Genomic DNA, 22049 nt, shown 5'->3' on the forward strand with positions numbered 1-22049 from the left:
TGACGATCACTGCAGAGGTCGGGCGCGGCCGGTGTTCCAGCACATGAGCTCCGGCAATGGAGATTCCGTTGCGGCGGGCCTCGATTTTCGTCACGTCTCTCGCCGTGCCGCGATATTCCCGATATGGCATCGAGGACGAAGTGCGACGTTGGGAGGACCCGCACCGATACCGAGGAGCGTGTGCCGTACCGGGTGCTGTACTACTGGAAAATGTTCTGGGCAGCGTTGGCGATTATCCTGATTGGGCTTGGTATCGGGGGGTGTTGGGCTCACCGCACGCCGCAGTGCGGCTAGGCGGTTTGCACGCGCTGGAGCGGCTGGCGCAGGGCAACGTCGAGCACCGACAAACGATCGTGGACGTGCTCTGCGCCTACCTGCGCATGCCCTACGATCTCGAACACACGCTGCACGCCCCGGTTCCCGGTCGCTACGTCATGTTCGGCAACCGGCTGCTGCGCCTGCCTGCCGGTGTCAGCGACCCGGATGCGCCGGCCTGCTGCGTCCCCACCCTGGAGAAGTTGCAGGAGCAGCAGGTACGCTGCGCCGCGCAGCGCATTCTGACCGACCATCTCCGACCCGACCCCGACGAATCCGGCAAGTCACGAGATAAATTCTGGGCCGACGTAGATCTCGATCTCAGCGGTGCCGCCCTGGTTGAGTTCGATCTATCCCGTTGTCAGGTACGAGATGTCAAGTTCGACGGGGCCCGGTTCTCGGGGCCGGCCGTGTTCGCCGAGACGGAGTTCACCGGAAACGCCTGGTTTGCAGGTGCCACCTTCTCCAACCCGGCCGGCTTCCGGGCGGCCCGGTTCCTCGGCGAGGCCTGGTTCGGCTGGACGATCTTCTCGGCCGACTGCGGTTTCGTCGACGCATACTTCGCCGACGGTGCCGGCTTTCGCGCGGCCGCGTTTCTCAGCAACACTTGGTTCGACCGGGCACACTTCACCGGCAAGGCCCGATTCAACGAAACCCGGTTCACCAAGCATCCATCCTTCTCCGGCACGCAGATCGACCAAGACCCGCCATCCGAAATCCCGGCACACGTGGCCCCCGACGGCCACCAAGCGCCCGACGGGTCATACCACTAGCTGCCGAATCGCGCGCCCGACTCGACAAACAGTGATCGTCGAGGCGCATCTCCCCAGCGTGCAGCGCCATCCGCAACCTAATCCGAGCCGGTGCGCTGTGCGCGATGTTGTGCTCGCGTAGGGCGGTGGTCAGGTGCTCGGGCAACGGCTCGACGAACAGCGCCTTAGGTATTTCTGGTAGACCGAGGACAAGTACGCCGTCCCCCCGGTCCTCGATGTGGCATCTGGCCATGGGTATTCCGCTGAGCGCGAATGACCTTCGTAGAATTTGGTAGAGCGCATCTCGCACGGTCTGCCGGTCCACGTTGGTGCGCCGTAGACCGCCGAACCCCTCGACATCGACGGCCAACACAGTCCGGTGTACAGCATGTATGCCGAAAAGCGCGTCGGTTCCGTCGCCCGGCAGTTTCGAATCCACGACACGATTTTCGCAAGCAAGGCAACGGCCCGCAGCCCCTTTGCAGTTAACTGTCACGTTCCGGATCTTCACCGCCATGACCGGAACCGATGCCCTCGTTTTGCTCGCCCGCCGCTTCGTCCATCCTGGACGAGATCATCGAGGTTCGCCCGGGATTTGCGGGGCGCCACGTCAGGTCCCTAACTGCCGTCGGCGCTGGCCCGAGTCGACGCTGCACCATGGCAGACGTTCCGGCGGCTTATGGGTCGTGGCAGGCGGGTACACGGGTTGTGTGCCGGCATTGTCAGCCCGGGTCCGGAGTGGTAGGGCGGATCCTGGACGCCCTTGCGAGACCCCATGGGCGCGTCACAGCTGCGTCAGGTAGAGCCCGTCCACTTCATCAACACTTGGCCTCCACGGATGAACCACGAGCAGCATCGATGACACACCGGACATCGGTGCGCCCGGGTTACAGCTCGGGTTACAACACAACGCGAAACGGCCCTCCAGAGGATCCCTGGAGGGCCGTTTCACCTGGTAGCGGGGACAGGATTCGAACCTGCGACCTCTGGGTTATGAGCCCAGCGAGCTACCGAGCTGCTCCACCCCGCGTCGATAAGTTCACTATACGCGGCGGCCACCGGGCTGTTCAAACCGGGTGGCCGCCGAGTAACGAAGGTCACCCGCCGCCGTTTTGGGGGGTGGGGGTTGGGGTGGTGTTGGGGGCGGACGGAGGGGCGGACGGGGTGCCGAGGGCGGCCTTGGCGGCGTTGTAGCGCTTGGTCGCGGCGTCGAGCTCCTGAAGGGCCTGGCCTTGTTCGGCGAAGTTGCCGGTTTGCTGGGCGGACCGCAGGCGGGCCAGGGCGGCGTCGATGGCCTTGACCGCCTCGTCCAGTTCGGCGTTGGACGTGCCGCCGCCGGTGGGTGGCGGTTGGCTGCTCGTGCTGCTCGGTGGCGCGGTGGGCGAGGTCGTCGGCACCGCGCCTTCCGGTGGCGTCGCCGTTTCACCGACGCCGGGGCCGAACACCTCCTTCAGCGCCTCCCTGATGTCGGCGTTGAACCCGATCCGGTTGCCGAAGTACACCAACACCCTGGCCATCTGCGGGAACGCGTTGGCGTCCTTGGTCTGGATGTAGATCGGCTCCACATAGAGCAGACCGCCGGCATAGGGCAACGTGAGCAGGTTGCCGAACCGCACGGTGACGCTCGGGTTGTTGAACAGCGTCCGGTTCTCGGTCACTTTCGGCGTGGTCTGGAACTTTCGCTGCACCTGGCCCGGACCCTCCACTTGGGACGATCCGGAGGTTGGCAGCTTGAGCACTGTCATCTTGCCGTAGTCCGCGGGATCCGATGACACCGAAACCCAGGACGCCATGAACTGCCGGTTCAGCAAGGTCAACGCGCTGGTGATCTGGAACGTCGCCTTGTCCTGGCCGGGCGCCTGCGCGGTCACGTAGTACGGCGGTTGCTTGGCGGCGGTGCTGTTCAGCTCGGTGCCGCCCTCCTCCGTCGGGTCGGCCGGCACGTTCCAGAACGTCTGCGTGGAGAAGAACTCCCTCGGGTCGGACACGTGGTACTTGGACAGCAGGTCGCGCTGGACCTTGAACAGGTCCTCCGGGTACCGGAAGTGCTCGGAAAGCGACTTCGTGATGTCCGACTTCGGTTTGACCGTGCCCGGGAACACGTTCGTCCACGCCTTGAGCACCGGGTCCTGGTCGTCGATCGCGTACAGCGTCACGGTGCCGTCGTAGGCGTCCACGGTGGCCTTGACCGAGTTGCGGATGTAGCTGATCGACCGGTCGGCCTGCCGGGCGACCCCGCTGCCGAGCGAGTCGGTGGTCACCTGGCCGAGCGGCGTGCGCTGCGCGTACGGGAAGTTCTCCAGGGTCGTATAGCCGTCCACGATCCACTGGATCCGTCCGTCGATCACCGCGACGTACGGGTCACCGTCCACGGTCAGCCAGGGCGCCGCCTTGATCACCCGTTCCCGCGGGTCGCGGTTGTACATGATCTTCGAGCCGTCCTCGATCAGCCCGGAGAACAGGATGTTCCGCTCGGTGAAGTGGGTGGCGAAGATCAGCCGGTCGAACCAGCCGTCCACCGGGACCCCGCCCGCGCCGTCGTAGCGGAAGCTCGGGTTGGGCGCGTCGTACTCCCGGGCGTTCTGCCCGCCGACGATGGCGTAGTCCGTGGCCAGCTCACCGAAGTAGATCCGCGGCTGGTCGACCTTGATCAGTCCCTGCCGGGACAGGTCACTGACCATGAAGATCGGGTAGCCGCCCTGGTCAGTGTTCTGGTCGGACCCACCGGTCTCGGTCGACGCGGGCCGCCGGAACGTGTTCGCCGGGGCCGCGACGAAGCCGTTGCCGTGCGTGTAGGTCATGTGCCGGTTGATCCAGGTTCCCTGCTGCTCGTTGAGCCCGCTGGTGTTGATCTCCCGTGCGGTGACGATGTAGTCCTGGGTCTTGCCGTTCACCGTGTACCGGTCGACGTCGAGCTTGTCCGGGAAGCCGTAGAAGTTCTCCCGGCCCTCGAGCTGGGTGAACGTCGGCGACAGGATGCTCGGGTCGAGCAGCCTCAGGTTGGAGATCGTGGCCGCGTTGCGCGGATCCTTGTTGATCTCGTCGGGGGTTCCGTTCGTCGTTCCGCTGTATTCCTGATACTGGACATTGTCCAACCCGAAGGCGTATCTGGTCGCGGTGATGTTCCGGCCGATCGACGTGGCTTCCTTGTCGTTCTCGTTCGGCTTCACCGAGAACTGCTGCAGCACCGCCGGCCACGCGGCCCCGATCAGGATGCTGGTCAGGATCAGCAGGGCGGTGGCGATCGCCGGCAGCTGCATGTTGCGCACGAACGCGCCGACGAAGAACGCCACCGCGCAGAACCCGGCGATGAACATCAGGATGAGCTTGGCCGGCAGTACGGCGTTCAGGTCGGTGTAGGTGGCGCCGGTGAACCCGCCGACCGAGATGTTGTCGTGGTGGGCGTACATCAGTTCGTAGCGCTCGAAGAAGTAGTCGACCGCATACACCACGACGAACAGGCCGGCGGTGATCGACAGCTGCACCCTGGCCGGCACCGAGAACTGCCCGCCCCGACCGGCCAGCCGCACCCCGCCGAACAGGTAGTGGGTGATCAGCGCACCGAAGAAGGCGATCGCGATGGCCACGAACAGCCAAGTGATCAGCCAGGTGATGAACGGCAGCGTGAACGCGTAGAACCCGATGTCCTTGCCGAACTCCGGGTCGCTGACCCCGAACGAGGTGCCGTTGAGCAGCAGCTGGAACTGCTGCCAGTCACTCTGCGCGGTCGAGCCGGCGATCAGCCCGACGACCGCCGGGATGCCGATGCCGAACAGCCGGATCCGCTGCATGATCGTCGAGCGGTACCGGGCCAGCGGGTCGTCGGCTCCGGATACCGGCACGAACACCGGCCGGGTGCGGTAGGCGATCAGCAGGCTGATCGCGAGCATGCCGCCGACCAGCAGACCGATGGCGAGGAACAGGCCGATCTGGGTGAGCACGACGGTGCTGAACACCGAGCGGAAGCCCACCTCGCCGAACCACAGCCAGTCGACGTAGGTGTCGAGCAGCCGGGCCCCCACGAGAAGGAGCAGGATCACGGTAGCCGCGATGATCAAAAGGATGCGGCTGCGTCGAGAGAGCCTGGGCAGACCGATCGGGGGCCGTGTGGCCACGGGGCACGCTCCTGTGTCGCTTGTTCCTTGCCGGGCAGCCCGCGCAGGGCTGTCCTAGATGTCCAACTTTATTCGGGGGTGTTCTGGTTCCCGTGAAGGTGGCCGGAATCGGCGATGCGACGATGTGCGGCATGCCGACAACCACGCCGGACGACCTGCGCGCCGTGGCCCGCGAGGTGGAGGACTTCGTCGCCTCCGGGGGCTGGGACCAGGGACCGCAGCTGTTCGCCCTGGTGCCCACCGCCGAGCTGCTCGCCAAGCAGCCCGAGCTCGCCGGCACGCTCGACGAGAACGCGGCGATCACGCCGGTGGCGCAGGATGCGCTGCCGGACTCCGACCTGGCCGACGCGCTGGCCGGGATCGTCTGGCCGGACGCCGTGCACGGGTGTGCGCTGGCTCACGAGATCCTGGTGCTGCCGCCGCAGGCCGAAGCCGGTCTGCCGGCCGGCACCGAGCCGATGCGCCGGGCGGCCGCCGAGCACCCGGAGCGCCGCGAGGCCCGGATGGTGGCCGCCGTGCTGCGGGACGGCTCGTCCGCGTGTGTGCTGCGGCTGCGCGGTGAACAGGATGAGCTGGTGGAGAGCCCGGACCTGGCGCCCAACCTGATCCGCGCGCTGCTGGCGACGCTGCGGCCCTAACAGCTGGGGACCTCGCGGTTGGCGCGCAGGTCGTCCAGGGCCCGCACGGCGCCGCTCAGCGTCTCCACCCGGACCAGGCGCAACCCGTCCGGCACCTTCTCGTTGGCCTCGGCGCAGTTGGCCGCCGGCACCAGGAACGTGTTGGCGCCGGCCTCGCGCGCGGCCACCATCTTGAACGGGATCCCGCCGATCGGCGCCACGTTGCCCTTCACGTCGATCTCTCCGGTACCGGCGACGACCCGCCCGGCCTCCAACTCGCCCGGGGTGAGCCGGTCCACGATGGCCAGCGCGAAGATCAGGCCGGCGGACGGTCCGCCCACGTCCTGCAGGTGGATCGTGGTGGTGAAGTCCACATCGGCGCGGTCGATCGGCGAGAGCCCCATGAACCCCTCGGCGCGCTGGTCCTCCGGGTTGAAGTCGGACGCCCGCCCCAGCGTGACCGCCTCGGTCTTCGGCTCCTCGTCCTCGTGTTGGAAGGTCACCGAGACGCGCTGCCCTGGCGTGGTGCCCTGCAGGCTGGCCCGCACGTCCTCCTGGACCTCGATCTTCTTGCCGTTCACCTCGAGCAGCCGGTCGCCAGGGGCGATCACGCCGTCCGCCGGCGTCTTCGCGGTGACCTCGGCGACCAGCACCTTGACCGGGTAACCCAGGTAACGCAGCGCGGCCACCTCGGCGTTGCTCTGCGAGTCCTGGAACAGCTTCTTGTTCTCCTGCTCGACCTGCTCCTCGGTCTCCCCCGGCCTGATGTACTCGTCGCGCGGGGCGAGCGCGTACCGGCCGCTCGCCCACAGCGCGGCCGCCCCGAACAGCGTGACGTGGTCGTCCACCGAGACCGTGGTCATCCGCAGCTGGCCGCTGGTCGGGAAGGTCTGCTCGCCCTCAACCTGAACGATCTGCACGTCGTCGATCTCGCCGAGGGTGTCGTAGGTCGGGCCCGGCCCCAGCGCCACGTACGGCACCTGCACGAACGACCCGACCAGCCCGAGCACGCCGAAGATCACGAAGCTGAGCAGCACCGTCCAGCCGCGCCGGGACAGCCGCCAGTGTCCGCGCTCGGGCACGGGTTCGGCCGGGGGCGCGGGTGGCAGCGTGCCGGTGCTGATGGAGTCGCTCACGAATACACAGCGTACGGTCCGTTCTCCGATGGCGGATCACCACGCGTCCCGAGCTGGACGCACCCCGCGTACCGTGGTCACATGAGTCAGTTCCCGTTCGGCTTCGGCCCTCCGGACGACGACAAGGGCAAGAAGGACCCTGCCGAGCGCGGCCCGGGCGATCCGGCCGGCGGCGGTCAGGAGGGCTCCTTCGACGCCTTCAACCAGCTCGGTCAGATGCTCAGCCAGCTTGGCCAGATGCTCAGCCAGGCAGGCGCGACCACCGGGCCGGTCAACTACGACCTGGCCAAACAGATCGCCATGCAGCGGCTGGGCGGACAGGCCGGGTTCGCGTCGGCGCCGGACTCGGACAAGGCGGTCGCCGACGCGCTGCACCTGGCCGAGATGTGGCTCGACCCGGTCACCACCCTGCCGGCGGGCGCGACCACCGGCCGGGCGTGGACCGCGCGGGACTGGGTGGAGCACACGCTGCCGACCTGGCAGCGGCTGTGCGACCCGGTGGCCCGCCGGGTGTCCGGGGCGTGGGTGGACGCGCTGCCGGCGGAGACCAAGCAGGCCGCCGGCCCGCTGCTGTCCATGGTCGGCCAGATGGGTGGGATGGCGTTCGGCTCGCAGCTGGGCAACGCGCTGGCGCAGCTCGCCGGCGAGGTGCTCACCTCGACCGACGTGGGCCTGCCGCTCGGACCGGACGCGACCGCCGCGCTGTTGCCGGCCAACATCGAGCAGTTCACCAAGGGTCTGGAGCGGCCGGCCAGCGAGGTGATGGTGTTCCTGGCCGCGCGCGAGGCCGCCCACCAGCGGCTGTTCGCGCACATTCCCTGGCTGCGGCAGCGGCTGCTCGGCACCGTCGAGGAGTTCGCCAGCGGGATCAGGGTGGACACCTCGGCGCTGGAGCAGCTGGCCGCGCAGGTCGATCCGGCCAACCCGGCCACCTTCGAGCAGGCGATGAACTCGGGGATGCTCGAACCGCAGACCACCGAGGAGCAGAAGGCGGCACTGGCCCGGTTGGAGACGCTGCTTGCCCTGGTCGAGGGCTGGGTCGACGTGGTCGTCGGCGACGCGGTGGCCGACCGGCTGCCCGGGGCCGAGGCGATGCGCGAGACGCTCCGCCGGCGCCGGGCCAGCGGCGGTCCGGCCGAGCAGACCTTCGCCACGCTGGTCGGCCTCGAGCTGCGACCGCGCCGGCTGCGCGCGGCGGCGGCGCTGTGGCGGCTGGTGGGCGATCGGCACGGGCTCGAGGTCCGGGACGGTGTGTGGGCTCACCCCGACCTGGTACCCACCGCGGCCGACCTGGACGATCCGCTCGAGTTCGCCGATCGGCTCGGCCAACCGGCCGCGATCGAGGACGACCCGATCGCGCAGCTGGAACGCACCCAGCAGGCCGAACGCCGGCCGGACGACGAGGACTGAACCCTCAGTCCTCGGTCATCCCCCAGCCGGCCGCGGCCGACAGGCCCTCGAGGTAACCGATGGCCCGGTCGGTGCGGCCGTAGTCGCGGACCAGCGACCAGAACCGCGCGTTGTGCGCGGCCTCGATCAGGTGGGCGAGCTCGTGCACGAGCACGTAGTCCAGCACCCAGCCGGGAACCTGCCGTAGCCGTTCGCTCACCCGGATGGTCCCGTCGGCCGGGGTGCACGAGGCCCACCGGGTGCGCATCGGCGGCACCCAGCGCACGCTGGTCGGCACCGCCCGGCCGCCGAGGTGGCGGGTGGACAGCTCGGTACAGCGGGCGAGCAGGGCGGCGTCGGAGGCCTTGGACGGTGGCCGGCGCCTGGTCTCGTCCCGCAGCAGCCGCCGCTGCATCTCGGTAACCCAGTGGGCTTCCTCGGCCTTGGACAGCCGCGCCGGGATGAGCACCACGAGGGTGTCGCCGTCGCGGTACGCGGTCACGGTCCGGGTCCTGCGCTTGCTCCTGCGCACCTCGACGAGCGATTCGGCCACGGTGACACCGTACGGCCAAGCACCGACATCGCGGGAGCCAAAACCTGGTGTGACATCCAAGACGCTTCCCCCTGTGGATAACGATTTCGCCATTCGCGGCGGCCCGGGCCAGCCTTGCGCACATGGATGATGATCTCCCCCGACGGCCCCGCGTGCTGCCCGGTTTTCCGGTCCTGCGCCGCGGGCCGGGCGAGCTCCAAGTCGGCCTCGACCCGCGGCACGCCGCCGTGGCCAGCGGCCTGCCAGAGCCGGTCGTCGCGGCCACGGCCGGCGGGCTGACCGGGACGTGCACGACCGCGGATCTGATGGCCGCGGTCGGCGCCGATCCGGCCGGCCGGTCCGCGCTCGGCGACCTGCTGGCCGGCCTGCGCGGCCGACGGCTGCTGCGGGATACCGGCGACGAGGCCCGGGTGCCCGAACGCCTCGTTGGCGAGGAGATCACCGCCCGGCCGGACCGGCCCCGCCCGGATCCGCTGGCACGGGCCCGGCTCGCCGTCGCGGTGCACGGCGACGGGCGGTTGGCCGTTTCGGTCGCCTGTCTGCTCGCCGCGGCCGGGGTCGGTTGGGTGCACGTCGCGGCGCGCGGGACGGTGCTGGCGCAGGACACCGGCACCGGGTACCTGCCAGGCGACGCCGGCCGGGCCCGCGACCTGGCGGCGGCCGACGCGGTCCGCCGGGCCGACCCGGCCGTGCGGACCGCCCGGTTCGGCCGGCACCGGCGGCCCGACCTGGTGCTGCTCACCGACGCCGTGGTGCCCGATCCGGGCCTGGTCGCCCGGCTGTTCGCCGGCGGGGTGCCGCATCTGCCGGCCTACCCGCGGGACGGGGTGGGCATCGTGGGCCCGCTGGTCGTTCCCGGCGCGACCTGCTGCCTGCGCTGCGCGGACCTGTACCGGGCGCAGGCCGACCCGTGCTGGCCGGGGATCGCCACCCAACTCGCCGGCCACCCGCAGCTCGCCGACCTCGCATGCACCCAGGCCACCGCCGGTTTCGCGGCCGCCCAGGCGCTCGACGCACTACGGTGGTCACGGACCGCACATGCGCTCCCGGCCACCTGGAACGCCAGCGTGGAGATCGATCCGGCCTCGGCGACCACCTACCACCGACGCTGGCAACCCCACCCCGAATGCCCCTGCCGGGACCTGTGATCGGTTCCGAGCCAGCCGAACTGCCTGCACACTCGCCCACGATCAGGAGACAATCGACACGTGACTGAGCTGCCACGAAAGACCGCCGCCCGGACGGTCCGGCTGGCCAGCATCCCGCTCGGGGTGGCCGGCCGCACCGTGGGGGGCTGGGGGAAGCGGCTGGTCGGCCACAGTGCCGAGCAGGTCAGCGCCGAGCTGTCCGCGAAGACCGCCGAGCAGTTGTTCGCCGTGCTCGGCGAACTCAAGGGCGGCGCGATGAAGTTCGGTCAGGCACTCTCCGTGTTCGAGGCCGCGGTTCCGGACGAACTGGCGGCGCCGTACCGGGAGGCGCTGACCAAGTTGCAGGCGGCGGCGCCGCCGATGAGCACCCAGGCCACCCACCGGGTGCTCGCCGAGCAACTGGGCAGCGGGTGGGCCGGCCGGTTCGCCGAGTTCGACAACGTGCCGGACGCGGCGGCCAGCATCGGCCAGGTGCACCGCGCGGTCTGGCACGACGGGCGGCCGGTCGCGGTGAAGGTGCAGTACCCCGGTGCCGACGAGGCGCTGCGGTCGGACCTGCGCCAGCTGTCCCGGTTCTCCCGGCTGTTCCAGGCCGCGGTGCCGGGGACGGAGATCAAGCCGCTGCTGCGCGAGCTGACCGACCGGATGACCGAGGAGTTGGACTACCGGATCGAGGCGGACCATCAGCGGGCCTTCGTCAAGGCGTTCGCCGGGGACCGGCACGTGCTTGTGCCCCGGGTGGTGGCCAGCGCCCCCAAGGTGATCGTCAGCGAGTGGGCGTCCGGAGAGCCGCTGGCGTCGATCATCAGGGACGGCGACAAGGAGACCCGGGATCGGGTCGGGTACCTGCTCGCCGAGTTCCACTACTCCTCGCCGGCCCGCGCCGGGCTGCTGCATGCCGACCCGCACCCGGGCAACTTCATGCTCACCGGGGACGGCCGGCTGTGCGTCATCGACTACGGGGCCGCCGCGAAGCTGCCGAACGGGCTGCCGACGATCCACGGCCGCATGATGCGGCTGGCCCTGGACGGAAATTCGGCGGAGCTGCTCGACCTGCTGCGCGAGGCGCATTTCGTGCGGCCGGAGTCGGAGGTCGAGGCGGATCAGGTGTACGCGTATCTCGCGCCGTTCACCGAGCCGTTGCGCACCGAGTCGTTTCATTTCACGCGGCGCTGGATGCAGCGTCAGGCTTGGCGGGTCGGCGACATGCGCGGGCAGGATTTCCGCACCGGCCGATCGCTGAACCTGCCGCCGAAATACCTGATGCTGCACCGGGTGCTCGGCGGCTCGACCGGCATCCTGTGCCAGCTGGACGCCGAGATTCCGGTGCGGGAGCTCATCATGCGGTGGCAGCCGGGGTTCGCGGAGTAGTTCCTCGGCGGCTGTCCACAGGCGACCGAGTTGTCCACAGTTCGATCACCAGCGCTTTCCCGGTAGCGCGTCCGTGGCGCACCATCGCCGCATGAAAGCCAATCTCACCGAGCTTCGGCACACCGTTCCGGACGGCGTGATCAGCAACGCCCAACTGCGCGCCGCCGGCGTTTCCACCTATTCGGTGTCCATGCGGACCCGCCCGTCCGGTCCGTGGCGCCGCCTGCTGCCCGGAGTGATTCTGCTGGATACCGGGCCGCCGAACCGGCGCCAATGGTTGCGCGCCGCGGTCGCCTACGCCGGCACCGGCAGCGTGCTCAGCGGGACGGACGCGCTGCACTGCCACGGCGTCGACGTACCGTCCGGCGCCGACGACCTGCTGGTCCTGCTCCCGGTCCGGCGGCGCAAAGCCGGCCGCTGTGCCCTGACCGTGGAACGGACCTCCCGGCTCCCCGACCCGGTCTGGCGCGACGGTCTGCCCCTGGCGCCGGTCGCGCGCGCGACGATCGACGCCGCTCGCCGCGAACCCAACCGAAACCGGCTGCGTGCCCTGCTCCTCGCCCCGCTGAATGCCGGCGCCTGCACCCTCCCGGACCTGCTCACCGAACTCGACGCCGGCAGCCAACGAGGCACTGCCGGCCCCCGCGCGGTGCTCGCCGAACTGCACACCGGCACTCGGCAGGACAACACCCGGTCCCCGGCGACGCCGACCGGTCACCAGTACTCGTCGGGCAGCTTCCCCTCGATGTCCCGCACGTGCCGCCGGGCGCAGGCCGGGCACAGCCAGACCCGGCCCCGGCCGCCGCTCTCGACCACCCAGGTGAGCGCCTCGATCGGCGGTTCGCCGGCGCGCGATCGACCGCATCGGGAGCAACGGGTATCGGCCTCGTCAGCCACGGAAGGTGACGCTACTGCGTACTTGCAAGTAGACGTAGCGCGGTCGAGCCGATTTAACCGGACGTTTTCCGACCAAGGTGGACGGTGGCCGCGCGGAGCACGAAGACGTCGTCGCGGGCGCCGACGAACGCCGGATCCACCGGGTCCAGCAACCGGGCCAGGGCGATCTGGTCGGCTTCACCGAGCCGGTCGAGAGCCGCGCCGGTGTACCACGCGAGCCAGTCCACAACCGACTGCTTGACCAGTTCGGACGGCGGGGCGGGGTGATCGATCAGGTAGGTGAACGAGGACACCTCGGTCAGCCCGGCGTCGGCGATGGCCCGGGTCCAGCCGACCGGCAGCCGGGTGACACCCGGCATGGTCGCGCGCATCTCCGCGAACCAGGCGGTCTGCGCGGCGGACAGCCGGTCACCAAGACCCGGCTCGCCCACGCCCACGTCCCACGGCAGACACCGCATGGGCAGCCCGCCCTCGCCCAGCGCCAGCCACCCGCCCGGCGCGAGTACCCGGACCAGACCCTCGATCCCCTTCCGCTGGTCGGGCAGGTGGTGCACCACCTGGGACGCCCAGACCAGGTCGGCGTCCGAGATCAGTTCGGGCAGTTCCTCGCTCGCCGCGTCCACCCGAACCGTGCTCACCTCGACCTGGTCCGACCCGCCGATCACCTGCTCGACATGGGCCGCGGACGCCTCGAGCAACTCCGGCACCGCGTCCACCAGGACCACCCGACCCCCACCACCCCGCCCCACCAGCGCCGCGGCGAGCGCCGCGCTCATCCCCCCGGCCCCGGACCCGACATCGACCACGACCAGGTCCCGGTCCGCTCCGTCGGCATCACCCGCGCCGGCGGACCGCTCCCCGGCATCGGGGCCACCCACGCCCCGGGCCGCACCGGTCCCCCGGTCCCGCGCCAGATCCACCAGTCGCTCCGCCACCGCTCCGATGGCCTGCGCCCCCAACTCGTCGGACCGCCGCATCGCGGCCAACCGACCCGGCCAGTCAATCCCGTCATGCGTGTGCGAATGCGCCATGCCAGCGACCCTAACGCGCCTCGGCGCGCGGGACCGGCGGACGATCAGAGGCTGCGCAGGCCGGCGAGGACCCGCTGCATCAGCATGATGTCGGGCGGGCGGTGGCCGGCGGAGCCGTGAATGACGACGGTGCCGTCGGTCGCCATGTCGCCGACCAGGATTCGGGCGACGCCGAGGGGAATGGCGAGCAGGGCGGCCACCTCGGCAACGGAACGGGGGTGCACGCACAGGTTGGCGATCATTCGGTGTTCCCAGGACCAGTGCCGGGAGCCGATTCCGGTCAGATCGGAACTGGTGGTGATCAGGGCTTCGAGGGCGAGGGTTCGACTCGGTTTGGTGCGGCCGCCGGTGCGCGCGTAGGGGCGGATGAGGATGTCCGATTCGAGGGGAAGACGCTCGACCGGTGGAATGCCGGACCGGGTCGGCGACGGGTCGGGGCGGGCGGGCGGCTGGTGGTCGAGGCCGGGCGGGAAGGGCTCGAACTCCAGATCCCGCTTGCGGCGGCGCTCGGAGTGGGGACCGAAGCGGGCGCCGGTCAGGTGCTGTGCGGACTCTGGTGGTTCGGCTTCCGGTTGGGGCGCCTCACTCCTGACGGCGTCGGGGGTGTGGCGGCCGTGCCCGCCGCCCGGCGAGGCGAACCGGGCACCGGTCCGCCCGACCTCAGTCGACTTGGAGCCCATATCTCAGCCACGATAGTTGAAGATGGAGCCACTTTTGGTGACCGCGATGTTACCGATGCGTTCCGGCCATATCACCCGCCAAATGGCGGCGGGCGCCGCTCCCACGTCGAGGAGGCGGCGCCCGCCGGTTGATGTTGAATTATCGGCCGATTGTCAGATCAGCGCGGACGCGCGCCGGGCACGCCGGGCCGCCCATTCCGAGATCCTTTCCCACCGTTTGACCGCGCTCAGTTGGCGGACCAGGCGCAGGTGACGCGCTACCCGTTCCGCCTCGAGCCTTCGCTCGCGGGCCAGGTCTTCGTAGAGCAACATCGCCTTGGTTCCCTTCGGGGTTGGCGTACGCAGCAACTCGTTGATCACGTCTGGTGCCATGTGCGGCACCGAGGAATGCGGCAGCGATTTCATGCGGCTGCCTCCCGAGCCCGGGCAGCCCGCTCGGCCGCCTCGCGAGCGACGTCCTCCTTGCGCGGACGGCCCCGGGGCCGCTTCCGCGCGATGACGGCACCGCGCTCGAAGATCTCGCCGCCCCAGACTCCCCACGGCTCCTGCCGAGCCAGCGCGCCGGCGAGGCATTCGACCCGGACCGGGCAGTCCAGGCAGAGCACCTTCGCCCGCTCGAGGTCGGCCGGAGTGTCGGCGAACCACAGGTCGGGGTTGTCGCTAGACCGGCATGGCAGGGCCAGACCAGCGGACGGCGCGGCGTCCAACAGGTCGCCCACACCGGTCCACAGTGGACCAAGCAGGTCGGGTGGCGTCCCGCCGGGAAGCGGGACGGTGGCGGTAGACATGACGTCCTTATCCCTTCTCTGTCTTGCAGTTGCGGTCGATGGAGGTTGAACAACAAGAAGGCCGCGGATCCGATTCCGGAGTCCGCGGCCTTCGTGAGCCTGGGTTCTTGACGTTGCGTCAAGTCCTTCGCACGGAAGACAAAGCGGACATGTTGCCCGGCACATCAGCGATCAGGGTCTGCACACGCGGGCCGACGACGACACAATTGAGCCGACCGCGCTGTTCGTGGGCAGCCTTCACCCACGCGTTGCCCCCAGCCGTAAACGCGGCAGAACCCCCGGAAGTCGGGTAGCCAGGGGTGCTGTCGGACCACATGATCCTCATCGCTGGCCACCTCCTTCACGGATGAAACTTGGTCTGGGCTGGTGCGCCCGGCTCCTGCAGGCTATTGCCCTTACTCGGACCCGTGCAACATGTTTTTCGAGAAGTTCTCCAAGAGCGTTACGGGTTCCCGCTCTGCTCACCACGCGTAGCCTGACGAGCCACCAGCGCGAGCACCTCGGCCCCGAACCGGTCGAGTTTCGCCGCGCCGATTCCCGAGATCGCCACCAGGCCCGCCTCGTCGGTCGGGCGCTGCTCGGCGATGGCGGTGAGCGTGGCGTCGGTGAACACGACATAGGCCGGCACCTTGAGCAGCCGGGCCCGCTCGCCGCGCCATTCCCGCAGCCGGCCGAGCAGCTCCTCGTCGAGGTTGGCCGGGCAGTCCTCGCACCGGCCGAGCTTGACGCCGACCGTGCCGGTCAGCGGCGCACCGCACACCCGGCAACCCCGCCGCGAGCCGCCGTCCCGCGCCCCGGCCACCCGGGCCGCCGGATGGTCCTGCGGAATCAGGCCGTACAGGAACCGGCTGCGCCGCCGGCGCCGCTTGCCCCCCTCGGACCGGGACAGCGCCCAGGACAGCCACAGGTGCTCGCGCGCCCTGGTCACGCCGACGTAGAGCAGCCGGCGCTCCTCCTCGATGGCCGCGGCGTCGCCCTCGGCGTACTGGATCGGCAGCGTGCCGTCGACCAGCCCGACGAGGAACACCGCATCCCACTCGAGGCCCTTCGCCGAGTGCAGCGACGCCAGCGTGACGCCCTCGACCGTGGGCGGGTGCTGCGCCTCGGCGCGCAGCTCCAACTCGACGACGAACCGCCCAAGGTCGGCGTCCTCGACCGTGGCCGCCAGTTCCTCGGCCAGTTCGACCAGCGCGAGCAGCGACTCCCAGCGCTCCCGCGCCGAGCCACCGACCGGGGGGTCGGGAACCAGCCCGATCGGCTCCAGCAGCTCGCGCACGATCTTCGGCAGCTCGCCGGTCGGCGCCTCCGCGGCGGCCCGGCGCAGCGCGACCATCGCGGTGCGCACCTCCTGCCGGGCGAAGAACCGTTCCCCGCCCCGCACCAGGTACGGGATGCCCATCGTGGCCAGCGCCTGCTCGTACACCTCGGACTGGGCGTTGACCCGGTACAGCACGGCGATCTCGCTCAACGGGGTTCCGGCGGCCACCAGGTCCCGGACCCGCTCGCCGACCGCCGTGGCCTCGGCCGGTTCGTCGTCGTACTCGGCGAACCGCGGCTGCGGCCCGTTCGGCCGCTGGCCGACCAGCCGCAGCCGGGAGCCCGCCGGCCGGTCCGTGGCCGCGGCGATCAGCCGGTTCGCCGTCACGACCACCTCCGGCGTCGAGCGGTAGTCCCGCTCGAGCCGGACCACGGTCGCGTCCGGGTAGCGCCGGGTGAAGTCGAGCAGCGGCCGCGGCGAGGCGCCGGCGAAGGAATAGATGGTCTGGTTGGGATCGCCCACCACGGTCAGGTCGTCCCGAGGGCCGAGCCAGGCTTCGAGGACCCGCTGCTGGAGCGGGGTGACGTCCTGGTACTCGTCCACCACGAAGCAGCGGTACCGGTCCCGGAACTCCTCGGCGATCGGCGGGTGCTCCTCCAGCGCGGCGGCCGTGTGCAGCAGGAGGTCGTCGAAGTCGAGCTGGCGGGCCCCGGTCTTGATCGACTCGTAGGCCCGGTACACCTGCGCCACCTGCTCGACCGGCGCCGGGGTCTGGCGGTGCGCGCGCTCGGCCGCCACCGGATAGGCGTCCGGAGCGACCAGCGAGGCCTTCGCCCACTCGATCTCGGTGGCCAGGTCGCGCAGCACGTCCACCTCGGTGCCGGTCCCGCACCGGTGCGCGGCCTGCCCGACCAGCCGGAGCTTGGCCTCGACCAGCCGCCACGGCTCGCCGCCGACCACCCGCGGCCAGAAATACCGCAGCTGGCGCAGGGCGGCGGCGTGGAACGTGCGGGCCTGGGCGGCGGGCACGCCCAGCGCGCGCAGCCGGGTGCGCAGCTCACCCGCTGCCCTTGCGGTGAACGTCACCGCAAGGACCTGCCCGGGCGCGACGTGTCCGGTATGGATGAGGTGCGCGATGCGGTGCACGATCGTGCGGGTCTTCCCGGTGCCGGCGCCGGCGAGCACGCAGACCGGCCCGCGCGGTGCGTGCACCGCGGCCTGCTGCTCCGGGTCCAGTCCGGTCGGCGGCTCTCGTTCGCCTGATGACCCCATGGCCGCATCCTGACAGACCCGGGCCGCCGACCGCGGCATCCGGACCGCGCGGGTCCGAACGAATGTGCCATTCATCCGAAGTCGGCCGTCCCCGTATCCTGGTGGTTATGGCTCAGAAGCAGGACAAGGCGGCCGTCAAGGCCGCCAAGAAGGCGAAGAAGGCCGAGTCGAAGGCCAAGCGCCGCCAGCTGCTCCAGGCGTTCAACATGCAGCGCAAGGAGGACAAGGCGCTCATCCCCCTGATGGTGGGTGCGCTGGTGCTGGTCTCCGGTGCCGCCTTCGGGATCGGCGCGCTGTTCGGTGCGCAGTGGCTGCTGCTGCCGGTGGGCATCGCCTTCGGCCTGCTGCTGGCCGTGATCATCTTCGGCCGCCGGGTGCAGCGCACCGTGTACAGCAAGGCCGAGGGGCAGCCGGGCGCCGCCGCCTGGGCGCTGGACAACATGCGCGGCCGCTGGCGGGTGACCCCGACCGTGGCCGGCACCACCCAGCTCGACGCCGTGCACCGGGTGATCGGCCGGCCGGGCGTCGTGCTGGTCGCCGAGGGAGCGCCGCACCGGGTCAAGGCGCTGCTCGCCCAGGAGAAGAAGCGGGTGGCCCGGGTGGTCGGGGACACCCCGATCTACGACCTCATCGTGGGCAACGAGGAGGACCAGGTCCCGCTGAGCAAGCTCCAGTCGCGGATCATGAAGCTGCCCAACAACCTCAAGCCCGCGCAGATCGACGGCCTGGAGAAGCGGCTGGCCGCGCTCGCCGCGCGCGGCACCCAGCTGCCCAAGGGCCCGATGCCGCAAGGCGCCAAGATGCGCAACGTCCAGCGCACGATCCGGCGGCGCTGACCTGGGGAACCCTGCAGTTTGTCTGACCCGCGTGTGAGCGTGCCGACCGACGATCCGAGTCAGGCCGAGGGCGTGCGCTGGGCGGCCGGGCGCGCGGCGGCGCCGTGCGGCCCGAGCACCGGGAGCACCGCTCGGATCACCGTGCCGGCGCCGTCCGAGCTGAACGAGAACTCGCCGCCGATCTCCCGGGCGCGCTGGGCCATGAAGCGCATGCCCATGCCATGGCCGGTCGCGCCCGGCTGCACGCCGATGCCGTCGTCGCTGACCTGGACCACCAGCCGGCCGGGGCACACCGAGAGGCTGATCTCCGCGCGGGTGGCCTTGGCATGCCGGACCACGTTGGTCAGCGCCTCGGCGACGATCCGGTAGGCGGCCACCTCCACCGATTTGGACAGCGTCGCGACGTCGTCGTCGTCCGGCAGTACGGTCTCGACTCGCAGCGTCGGCCCGGACAGGAACGTCGCGAGCTCGCACAGCGCGCCGGGCAGCCCGAGCGCCTCCAGCTCCGGCGGGCGCAGGTCGTGCACGACCCGGCGCAGCGTCTCCAGCGCACCCTGGATCCCGTGCACGGCCCGGTCCATCAGCTCGGTGCCGGCGAAGTCCGCCGGCAACGCGCCGCGCGCCGCCTCCAGTTGCAGCCGGATCCCGGCCAGCGTGGGGCCGACGTTGTCGTGCAGTTCCCGGGACAGCCGCAGCCGCTCCTCCTCCCGGGCGGTGACCAGCTGCTCGCGGCTGTGCATGAGTGCCTCGTTCAGCCGCAGCGCCGCCACCACCGGGGCGACCTGGTTGGCCAGCGAGGCCAGCGCCTGGCTGATCGTCTCGTCCAGGTGGGCCCGACCGGCCGGTGGGCACACCACGAGCCCCCCGACCTGCTCGCCGCGGTGCCACAGCTCGAACGTGCTGAACGCGGTGCTCCCGACGCCCCGGCCGTCGTCCATCTGGGCGAGCGGCCGAACTCCGTCCGGGGTGAGCAGCTCGAGCCGGGCCATCCGCAGCCGCATGGTGTGCACAAGCTCCTCGCACACCGCGCCCGGCACCTCGGTGGCGTCCAGCTGGTTGCGCATCCGCTGGCCCAGCGCGGTGGCCACCTCGAAGACATCGATCTTGCGGCCCCAGGTGAGCTGGCGGATCCATCGGATCAGCAGCAGAGCCAGCGGGAAGATCACCGCACCGGCCACGGCCGCGCCGAGCACCGACCCCGGCACCACGTCCTCCGGCAGCACCACCGCGAGCACCGCGAACCCGCCCACGTAGCTGGCGAGCAGCGCGGCGACCATGGCGATGCCGACGATGGCGCGGCGCACGGCGAGATCGAGGTCGAACAGCCGGTCCCGGGTGATGGCGATCGCGATCGCGAGTGGGAACAGCGCGAACGCGAGCACCTCGAGGCCGCGCTCCACCACCAGCGGCAGCTGGCCCGGCAGGATCTCGCGCAGCACGGCCTGGGCGGCGCCGAACGCGAACACGATGAGCACCAGCGAGATCTGCCGCCGCCGCACCCCGACCGCGCTCCGCCGGCGCAGCACCAGGCCGGCCGCGGCGACCAGCGTCATGGTCAGCAGCAGGTACTCGCCCGCGACAAGACAGAAGGTGGCGAAGTCCTGCCACTGCGTCCGGGCGAGCGGGTTGGCCACGGTGTACCGGCCGACGAAGTCGCCGTCGACCAGCAGCAGGCCGACGACGTAGACCACCATCCCGACCACCGTGGCGCCGACCGCCCACCACCAGCGCCGGCTGGCCAGCCGGCCGTCCGGGTAGATCATCGGCAGCAGCGTGGAGATCGCCCAGACCGGCGGCGCCCACAGCCAGATCTGGATCGCCATCAGCACTCCGACGGCGGGCTGGTCGGCCGAGTCGAACGCGCCGGTCAGACTGGTCAGCAGCACCCCGACCCCGTCGACGGCGGCGATCACCAGCATCGTCCAGCCGACCGGGTTACCCGGCTTGTGCCAGGTCACCAGGGTGCCCATGGCGGAGAAGATCAGCGCGATGGCGATGTCCAGCGGCACCGGATCGTAGGCGGAATAGGGCCAGGAGTTCGCCGCCTGGGTGACGATCGCCGCGGCCACGCCGGTGCTCAGGCCCAGCGCACCAAGAAACCCCGCCACCCACGTAGCCCTCGTCAGGCGGGTGGCGGTCGATCTGTCCTCGGTTTCGACCATCTGGGCCGGATGGTAGTGCGGATGGTGGACAAAAAGCATCCGCCGGTCGGTCAGCGCATCCGCAGCACGATCGTCGCGGCCACCTTGTCGTGCAGCCCGCGGCCGTCCGAGTCGAGCAGCGCGGCCGGGATGATCAGGAAGGTGAGCAGTGTGCGCGGGATGGCGCGCAGCGGGCCGACCATGACGCTGCCGTCCATCCGGACCACCCGGATGCCGAGCACCCCCATGCCGGGCGTGAAGCCGAAGAACGACACGGTCACCACGGTGATCAGGAACCAGGGCACGAGGCTCCAGTTCAGCGGCGGGTCGGGAGCGGTGAACCCCCACGCGATCAGCGCCGCCAGCACGGCGTCCACGGCGAAGGCGAGCCCCCGCGCGCCGAGCGGGGCGACCGATCCGGGCCCGCGCTCGGGCAGGCCGAGGCGTTCGCCGGGCCAGTTCTGCGCGGCCGGTGTCCCGGTGTCCGTCCCGGGCTCAAGTGCCGCCCGCGGCCCGGACAACCACGAACCGATCCATTTGCTCACCAGGACAGCGTAAGCGGAGGTGACCGCGGTACGGACAGCTGGCATGCTGTGCCCTGACCAGGGTGTCGTTAACACCCGTGAAACATTCGGGTGATGGACGGGCAACACCACACTCTTAGCTTCATCACGCACAGCAGCGCAAGAACGAAGGAGCCAACGAGCGTGTTCAACACTTCCGACGAGGTCCTGAGCTTCATCTCCGACGAAGAGGTGAAGTTCGTCGACGTCCGGTTCTGCGACCTGCCGGGCATTATGCAGCACTTCACGGTGCCGGCCCAGTTCTTCAACGAGGACGCGATCAACGAGGGTCTCGCGTTCGACGGCTCGTCCGTACGTGGATTCCAGCAGATCCACGAATCGGACATGCTGCTGCTGCCGGACTTCGCCACGTCACGGCTCGACCCGTTCCGGGACAACAAGACCCTCATCATCAACTTCTTCGTGCACGACCCGTTCACCCGCGAGGCGTACAGTCGTGACCCGCGCAACATCGCCCGCAAGGCCGAGCTGTACCTGGCCGAGTCGGGCATTGCCGACACCGCGTACTTCGGACCGGAGGCGGAGTTCTACATCTTCGACTCCATCCGTCACGAGACGAGCCCGCACCAGGCGTACTACTACATCGACTCGGTCGAGGGCTGGTGGAACACCGGTCGCGAGGAGTCGGGCGGCAACCGCGGCTACAAGACCACCTACAAGGGCGGCTACTTCCCGGTGCCGCCGGTCGACCACTACGCCGACCTGCGCGACTCGATGGTCACCGCGCTCGGCAACGTCGGGATCCAGGTCGAGCGCGCGCACCACGAGGTCGGCACCGCCGGCCAGGCCGAGATCAACTACAAGTTCGACACGCTGCTGCACGCCGGCGACTCGCTCATGCTCTTCAAGTACGTCGTGAAGAACGTGGCCTGGCAGGCCGGCAAGACCGCGACCTTCATGCCGAAGCCACTGTTCGGTGACAACGGCTCCGGCATGCACGTGCACCAGTCGCTGTGGAACGGCGGCGAGCCGCTGTTCTACGACGAGACCGGCTACGGCGGCCTCTCCGACATGGCCCGCCACTACATCGGCGGCATCCTGAAGCACGCCCCGGCGCTGCTGGCGTTCACCAACCCGACGGTGAACTCCTACCGCCGCCTGGTCAAGGGCTTCGAGGCTCCGGTCAACATGGTTTACTCGCAGGGCAACCGCTCCGCCGGTATCCG

General features: G+C 70.2%; 19 protein-coding genes and 1 tRNA gene. 7 read left to right on the forward strand and 13 right to left on the reverse strand.

What is annotated here, in order from left to right; all coding sequences use genetic code 11:
• Positions 1 to 299: 299 nt before the first annotated feature.
• On the forward strand, positions 300 to 1088 hold the full coding sequence (locus VFV67_RS18015) for a pentapeptide repeat-containing protein (RefSeq protein ID WP_326471437.1): 789 nt from the start codon (positions 300 to 302) through the stop codon (positions 1086 to 1088).
• Positions 1089 to 2020: 932 nt separating this feature from the next.
• On the opposite strand, the gene VFV67_RS18020 is transcribed toward VFV67_RS18015, so the two are convergent.
• Together VFV67_RS18020 and VFV67_RS18025 are read right to left on the reverse strand one after the other, a co-directional pair.
• A tRNA-Met gene (locus VFV67_RS18020) sits at positions 2021 to 2097 on the reverse strand.
• Positions 2098 to 2164: 67 nt separating this feature from the next.
• Positions 2165 to 5182, reverse strand: a complete 3018-nt coding sequence (locus VFV67_RS18025) for a UPF0182 family protein (protein ID WP_326471438.1) — start codon at positions 5180 to 5182, stop codon at positions 2165 to 2167.
• A 131-nt stretch (positions 5183 to 5313) separates the two neighbouring features.
• Here VFV67_RS18025 and VFV67_RS18030 point away from each other — a divergent pair, with 131 nt between their 5' ends.
• Positions 5314 to 5820: a PPA1309 family protein gene (locus VFV67_RS18030; protein ID WP_326471440.1), complete on the forward strand. Its 507-nt coding sequence runs from the start codon at positions 5314 to 5316 to the stop codon at positions 5818 to 5820.
• On the opposite strand, the gene VFV67_RS18035 is transcribed toward VFV67_RS18030, so the two are convergent.
• On the reverse strand, positions 5817 to 6935 hold the full coding sequence (locus tag VFV67_RS18035) for a PDZ domain-containing protein (protein ID WP_326471442.1): 1119 nt from the start codon (positions 6933 to 6935) through the stop codon (positions 5817 to 5819). The genes VFV67_RS18030 and VFV67_RS18035 overlap by 4 nt on opposite strands.
• An 81-nt stretch (positions 6936 to 7016) precedes the next feature.
• Between VFV67_RS18035 and VFV67_RS18040 the strand changes: the two genes are divergently transcribed.
• Positions 7017 to 8345 (forward strand): zinc-dependent metalloprotease, encoded by a 1329-nt coding sequence (locus VFV67_RS18040; protein ID WP_326471444.1) that lies wholly within the window; start codon positions 7017 to 7019, stop codon positions 8343 to 8345.
• Between the two features lie 4 nt (positions 8346 to 8349).
• On the opposite strand, the gene VFV67_RS18045 is transcribed toward VFV67_RS18040, so the two are convergent.
• On the reverse strand, positions 8350 to 8877 hold the full coding sequence (locus VFV67_RS18045; protein ID WP_326471445.1) for a M48 family metallopeptidase: 528 nt from the start codon (positions 8875 to 8877) through the stop codon (positions 8350 to 8352).
• 122 nt (positions 8878 to 8999) lie between these two features.
• On the opposite strand from VFV67_RS18045, the gene VFV67_RS18050 reads away from it, so the two are divergent.
• Together VFV67_RS18050 and VFV67_RS18055 are read left to right on the forward strand one after the other, a co-directional pair.
• Positions 9000 to 10025: a hypothetical protein gene (locus tag VFV67_RS18050; RefSeq protein ID WP_326471446.1), complete on the forward strand. Its 1026-nt coding sequence runs from the start codon at positions 9000 to 9002 to the stop codon at positions 10023 to 10025.
• A 60-nt stretch (positions 10026 to 10085) separates the two neighbouring features.
• On the forward strand, positions 10086 to 11396 hold the full coding sequence (locus tag VFV67_RS18055) for an AarF/ABC1/UbiB kinase family protein (protein ID WP_326471447.1): 1311 nt from the start codon (positions 10086 to 10088) through the stop codon (positions 11394 to 11396).
• Here VFV67_RS18055 and VFV67_RS18060 read toward each other — a convergent pair.
• The 7 genes from VFV67_RS18060 to VFV67_RS18090 form a co-directional block, all read right to left on the reverse strand.
• Positions 11365 to 12063, reverse strand: a complete 699-nt coding sequence (locus VFV67_RS18060; RefSeq protein WP_326471448.1) for a hypothetical protein — start codon at positions 12061 to 12063, stop codon at positions 11365 to 11367. The two genes, VFV67_RS18055 and VFV67_RS18060, sit on opposite strands and share 32 nt — an antisense overlap.
• 47 nt (positions 12064 to 12110) lie before the next feature.
• The gene (locus tag VFV67_RS18065) at positions 12111 to 12293 is read right to left on the reverse strand and encodes a hypothetical protein (RefSeq protein ID WP_326471449.1); all 183 of its coding nucleotides are present in this window, start codon (positions 12291 to 12293) and stop codon (positions 12111 to 12113) included.
• Between the two features lie 53 nt (positions 12294 to 12346).
• Positions 12347 to 13324: a class I SAM-dependent methyltransferase gene (locus tag VFV67_RS18070; RefSeq protein ID WP_326471451.1), complete on the reverse strand. Its 978-nt coding sequence runs from the start codon at positions 13322 to 13324 to the stop codon at positions 12347 to 12349.
• A 44-nt stretch (positions 13325 to 13368) separates the two neighbouring features.
• Entirely contained in the window at positions 13369 to 14004 is a 636-nt protein-coding gene (locus tag VFV67_RS18075) for a DUF742 domain-containing protein (RefSeq protein ID WP_326471452.1), read from the reverse strand.
• Between the two features lie 153 nt (positions 14005 to 14157).
• Complete coding sequence (locus VFV67_RS18080; protein ID WP_326471453.1) at positions 14158 to 14409, reverse strand: hypothetical protein; 252 nt, start codon at positions 14407 to 14409, stop codon at positions 14158 to 14160.
• Positions 14406 to 14792, reverse strand: a complete 387-nt coding sequence (locus VFV67_RS18085; RefSeq protein ID WP_326471454.1) for a WhiB family transcriptional regulator — start codon at positions 14790 to 14792, stop codon at positions 14406 to 14408. Before VFV67_RS18085 ends, VFV67_RS18080 begins: the two co-directional genes overlap by 4 nt.
• A 442-nt stretch (positions 14793 to 15234) precedes the next feature.
• Positions 15235 to 17322, reverse strand: a complete 2088-nt coding sequence (locus VFV67_RS18090) for an ATP-dependent DNA helicase UvrD2 (protein ID WP_326471456.1) — start codon at positions 17320 to 17322, stop codon at positions 15235 to 15237.
• Between the two features lie 107 nt (positions 17323 to 17429).
• Between VFV67_RS18090 and VFV67_RS18095 the strand changes: the two genes are divergently transcribed.
• A complete protein-coding gene (locus VFV67_RS18095; RefSeq protein ID WP_326471458.1) occupies positions 17430 to 18158 on the forward strand; it encodes a DUF4191 domain-containing protein in 729 nt (242 codons plus the stop codon).
• 59 nt (positions 18159 to 18217) lie between these two features.
• Here VFV67_RS18095 and VFV67_RS18100 read toward each other — a convergent pair whose 3' ends face one another.
• Both VFV67_RS18100 and VFV67_RS18105 read right to left on the reverse strand, forming a co-directional pair.
• On the reverse strand, positions 18218 to 20266 hold the full coding sequence (locus tag VFV67_RS18100; RefSeq protein ID WP_326471459.1) for a sensor histidine kinase: 2049 nt from the start codon (positions 20264 to 20266) through the stop codon (positions 18218 to 18220).
• Between the two features lie 104 nt (positions 20267 to 20370).
• A complete protein-coding gene (locus VFV67_RS18105; RefSeq protein ID WP_326471460.1) occupies positions 20371 to 20844 on the reverse strand; it encodes an RDD family protein in 474 nt (157 codons plus the stop codon).
• A 162-nt stretch (positions 20845 to 21006) separates the two neighbouring features.
• On the opposite strand from VFV67_RS18105, the gene glnA reads away from it, so the two are divergent.
• Positions 21007 to 22049: type I glutamate--ammonia ligase (glnA, locus tag VFV67_RS18110; RefSeq protein WP_326471461.1), on the forward strand; the 1043-nt coding region annotated here is incomplete at its 3' end.

Source organism: Actinophytocola sp. (genome assembly GCF_035762905.1).
Classification (GTDB): Bacteria; Actinomycetota; Actinomycetes; order Mycobacteriales; family Pseudonocardiaceae; genus DASYTH01.